This window comes from Streptomyces sp. ADMS (assembly GCF_033441795.1).
Lineage (GTDB): Bacteria > Actinomycetota > Actinomycetes > Streptomycetales > Streptomycetaceae > Streptomyces.
In genome coordinates this window covers 1-4,606 of record NZ_JAVFVX010000223.1, presented here as the reverse complement: position 1 = coordinate 4,606, position 4,606 = coordinate 1, and the positions used below count along the sequence as shown (strand labels likewise).

Genomic DNA, 4,606 nt, shown 5'->3' with positions numbered 1-4,606 from the left:
CACCCACCATTCACACCAGACCCGTGACCTGCGACTTCACGATGCACACCACTCATTGGCCGACCGGTGGAAAATGAACGACCCTATCGGGCTTGGCACATCGGCGTGGGCAGAGATCTGCTTCCCGCCGCAGACCGGTGCCCCCGATGTCGACTGATGCCCGCCATCGCTTTCCGCTCGCCTTAGCAGTAGGCGAGGAAACCCGCAGGACCCCGACACTCGCAGGCGCAACGACGGTTGAGACGGGGATCCGGGAAGGAAGCCCTTCGTCCTTGTCCGAGACGGATGCCACTGAACGGCATGGACGCCAGTGTCGATGGTGTCGACGCCCCCTGAGTCGATACAACAATGAGCCGTTCTGCAGCGCTTGTTCGCGACATGTACCAGCTACCTCTTCGCCACCGCCCCAGGTGGAGCCAGAGGTTTGGCAGCGAGCGGACGTCCGGGAAGCTCTCTGGGCCCGTGACTTTGGCCGAGTGTGCCACCTTGTGCGAATCGGAAGCTCACTACGCCAGAGTGATATGGCGGAGCTCACGGGTCTGAGCCAAGCCTTCCTGTCCATGCTGGAGTCAGGAGTACGAAGACTTACCAACATCGACAAGATCGTCGAACTGCTTGCGGGACTCAACACTCCGGCGGAACTCACCGGCCCCATGCTCCAACCGCCGACAGCGGAAGGCCGACCGTGCGGCCCGTCACTCACAGGGAAGAAAGGGGGATGGCCGGCGTGACGCTCGGCCCGGTAGACCACTCCAGCGACATCGAGAGGGTGCTGTTCGCGTAGAAGGGAAGGAGGGCCTTTTGGCCATTTTCGTGGCCAGAACCGTCGGAAGACCCGAGCGGTTGGCTATTGCGCCCGGCATCCGAGGATTCAAACGAGATCGACGAAGATAGCTGATAAGTCCGCCGGTCAGATCGCACCGCTTTACGGATCGCCGAGCCAGGCATCGATACCTTGCCAGGCCCGTATGGGGACGTGGTCGGGTGCCCCGGACGATTAGATCGACGTGCGGGCCAGTGTGTGTCAGCAGTCGACGGATTGCAACTTAGCGTACTCACGTGATCCCGCGAATATCACCTCCGTGATATCACCCCCGAGATGTGCTCGCTCCGTGAATCCGGAGCACCCTCATGAGGGGCCCGAACTCCAGGCCTGCACAGCACGACATCAGATCCGAAATACGCCGCGCCAGCGACAGGAGATGAGTGCCATGCCGACACCACGACGAAACAAGAACGATCACCTGCTCTACGCCGACGTCGTCGATTCCAAGCAGAAGGCCGGAGTCTGGATGGGCGAGCGTGACGCCTTCCAGGCCAAGCAGGCCGAGATCCTGGAAGCGGTGAAGGACCAGGCGGACTGGGTCCCGGTCGAGAACGCCATCCTGGTGGTCAGCACCGAGCCCGCCGGCATCACGGTCATCGCCCCGAACCCGACCCTCCCCGGCGTGATCGTCCTCGCCGACGGCGGCTCGCCGGAGGCCTCAGCACAGCTGCAGGCCGCCGGCGAGGAGCTCGTCCGCAAGGTCATGGCCGAGCGCGGCATCCTCGAAGAGGAAGCCGCGTAACACAGGTGGTCACCTCACAGCTCCTGTGGGGGAAGTACATCCAGTACGTCCGGGATGGCGAGGGCGCCCTCCTCGACCCGGTCACGCTGGACAGTGTGTACCTCAACCGCGGGGAGGTCACCGACCTCTCCGCGGTTCCCCCGACCGCGACCCACAAAGCTCTCGCCGAGCTCGGCTTCACACCCGACAGCCCTCGCGCTGATCAGCGTGAAGCACTCCATAACCGGCTCCACCAACTCGACCTGAATCCCGTCCCCGTACGGATCAGCGGCTTACGCGTCGTCCTCACCGACGCCTGCAACATGAAGTGCAGCTACTGCTTCGTCGAGACCAACACCGGTAGTCCGGACATGACCGAGCAGGAAATCGCCGACGGCCTGACCTACCTCTTCGAGACGAACGCCGGTCGCGACGAGGTAGCCATCCAGTGGTTCGGCGGCGAACCGACGACCCGGTTCGACCTGATGCAGCACGGGGACACCCTCGCGGACTCTCTCGCCGCGCGGTACAACGTCAAACGGGTCCGCCGAACAGTCGTCACCAACGGGGCCCGCATCACCGACGCCATGATCGAGCACTTCGCCCGGTACGAGTACGGCGTCGGGATCTCGATCGACGGACCGCCCGCCATCAACGCCGAGCACCGGCGGCTCCTGGGCGGGCAGCCGGCCGACGACCGGATTCGGCGCAACGTCCGCCGGCTCCTCGACGCAGGCGGCATCCATGTGGGCTGCAACCTCACCCCCACACCCGCGAACATCGGCCGCCTGGCCGAAACCGTCACCTGGATCATCGACGACCTCGGGTTGAAGTTCATCTACGCCAACACCCCGATACCCACCAGCGGACGCTGGACGGTCAAGGGCAAGGATCTGGCCAGGGAGCTGTACCAAGCACGCCTCGTCGCTCTCGGGCGGGGCGGGATGATGTTCTCCGTCCTCGACCGGGCATTCCAGGCCCTCGACCGGCGCCGCCCCATGCTCTTCGACCACATTCAGAGCGACCGGACCCTGAACGTTGCCCTGCTGCCCGGCAACCGAGTCAGCCTCTGCGACATCAACTTCACCGCACCCTCCTTCCTGCACACCCTCGACGAACTGCGTGCGGACCCGAACCTGCTGGGCGGCATCGCCAAGAACGTCGCCCCCATCCCTGAATGTGGCCAGTGCCCGGCTCTGGCGATCTGCGGGGGCCCCTCGCGCAACGAACAGCTCCTGATTCGCGGAGACCGGCCGGACCCGCAGATGTGCGACTTCTACAAGAGCACCGTGGAGATCGCCGTATGGGACAGCACGGGGGTGCAGTGAACACTGTCACCCGCCCCGAGCGCTCGTTCTCCCCAGCCCGGCAGCGGTTCCGCTCAGCTCTCATCAGCACCGCCGGCCACTGCAAGATCGCCTGCGGATTCTGCTTCCGAGCAGACCGGGCCCACGGCTTCCTCGACATCCCCACCTACACCCGGGCCCTCTCCCGACTGAAGGAGACGGGTGTCGAAGCGATCTGCCTGACCGGCGGCGAACCCACCCACCACCCTCAACTCCGCCAGCTCGTACGGCTCGCCCACCAGTTCGGGATTCCCGTGTCGATCGTCACCTCGGCCCGAGACCCCGAGGACGTCGACCGGTTGGCCGACAGTGCGCGCCTGCTCGCGAACGTCACCGTGTCCGCCGACTCGGCCGGTGCCATGGAACTCGGGCGCACCACCCGTTCCGTGGCGTCGGCGATCGCGACGCTCGATCAGGTCCACACGGCAGAGAGAGTTCTCCACCTCACGTACTGGAAGCTCACAGCCCAGGAGTGCCAGGACATCTACGAGCGCGTCGACAAGTCGGGAGTCCAGATCCAGCTCAGCCCGGTGGCGCTCGACGACACGGCACTACAGCGGGCCGGCTCCACCTTCTACAGCTACCTTGCCCAGCAGAGGGAGGACGCCGATCTCCTCGGCCGCTACTTTCAGCTCACTCCGCGGTTCCAGGAGCACCTCACCGCCCTGCGAGCCATGCAGTTGTACCCGTGGCGACGACCCTTCTGCGCGTCCGCGACGCTGTACGTGTCTGCAAGCGGCGAGATCCGCCGCTGCCCGTACGGCAAAACGGGGGTGAGCGTGCGCGCCCCTCGCGCGGAGATCAGTCGCTTTCTCCGCACCGAACCGCAGGACCGGACCACCCCAGAGTGCGCGGCCATCTGCCGCGCCGACGACACCCCGTGAGTGGACGATGACGACCCCAGTCACCACACCCGAAGAGTTCATCGAACGGTGGCGGACCCCTCCCAACAAGCGTGTCAGCGACACCCTGACCGCCACCGGTTTCAGCTTTCCACCCGCCCTTGACGTCCTCGACACCGTCCGACAGGACGAGGAAGTGCGCTTCACCATCCTCGGAGACGAGGACTGGTCCGTACGCATGGACCGTACGTCGGCCTTCCGCACAGCCCCAGTCGAAGAAGTGGCCACCTGGACGTTCCGCCTCGTCCACTTCAACCTCACCCGCTTCTACGACGGACTCCTCAGCGGATTCCAGGAGCAGGTCATGGTCCCCTGGCGTACCCAGTTGTCGAGCTGGGGGTTCACGTGGCAACGGTGCGCGCCGCTGCTGTTCATCTCCACGGGCGGTGCCTCGTCGACGTACCACAACGACAACTCGCACGGGCTCGTGTGGCAGGTCGAGGGCACGAAGACCTTCCACAGTTACAGGGACCCCGACCAGCACCTCACGGCCGAGGCCGCTGTGGTGGGCGAGACCACCGCGGAGGAACCGCCCGAACACGACCCGGTCGACCGCGAGTCCGTACGGATGGGGCCCGGTGACCGGCTGTGGAGCCACGCTCTGACCCCGCACTGGGTGACCACCGAGTCCCCGCTCGCGATGAGCGTCACCCTCTCCCACGGCGGCCTATGCCGCGAAGGCCGCTTCGCGGAGCGCGAATTGGCACTCCGCGCTTACTGGGATCAGCACCCCGACGAGGCGTGGAAGCTCGATCTGCGTAACGTCCGCTACTGACCGGGCCGGGGCCGCTGCACCCTTCAGAGGGTGCAG

At 65.5% G+C, this 4,606-nt stretch carries 5 protein-coding genes; all 5 read left to right on the top strand.

Annotated elements, in window-relative coordinates; genetic code table 11:
• Nucleotides 1-146 precede the first annotated feature (146 nt).
• The 5 genes from RB628_RS39390 to RB628_RS39370 all read left to right on the top strand — a co-directional run bounded on the left by RB628_RS39390 (nt 147) and on the right by RB628_RS39370 (nt 4,570).
• Nucleotides 147-731 (top strand): helix-turn-helix transcriptional regulator, encoded by a 585-nt coding sequence (locus RB628_RS39390; RefSeq protein WP_318325462.1) that lies wholly within the window; start codon nt 147-149, stop codon nt 729-731.
• Nucleotides 732-1,211: 480 nt separating this feature from the next.
• Nucleotides 1,212-1,568 (top strand): hypothetical protein, encoded by a 357-nt coding sequence (locus RB628_RS39385; protein WP_046707975.1) that lies wholly within the window; start codon nt 1,212-1,214, stop codon nt 1,566-1,568.
• 5 nt (nt 1,569-1,573) lie between these two features.
• Nucleotides 1,574-2,875, top strand: a complete 1,302-nt coding sequence (locus RB628_RS39380; RefSeq protein ID WP_318325461.1) for a radical SAM protein — start codon at nt 1,574-1,576, stop codon at nt 2,873-2,875.
• The gene (locus tag RB628_RS39375; RefSeq protein WP_318325460.1) at nt 2,872-3,777 is read left to right on the top strand and encodes a radical SAM protein; all 906 of its coding nucleotides are present in this window, start codon (nt 2,872-2,874) and stop codon (nt 3,775-3,777) included. The genes RB628_RS39380 and RB628_RS39375 overlap by 4 nt, the downstream gene beginning before the upstream one ends.
• Nucleotides 3,778-3,784: 7 nt before the next feature.
• A complete protein-coding gene (locus RB628_RS39370) occupies nt 3,785-4,570 on the top strand; it encodes a hypothetical protein (RefSeq protein ID WP_318325458.1) in 786 nt (261 codons plus the stop codon).
• Nucleotides 4,571-4,606: the final 36 nt, after the last annotated feature.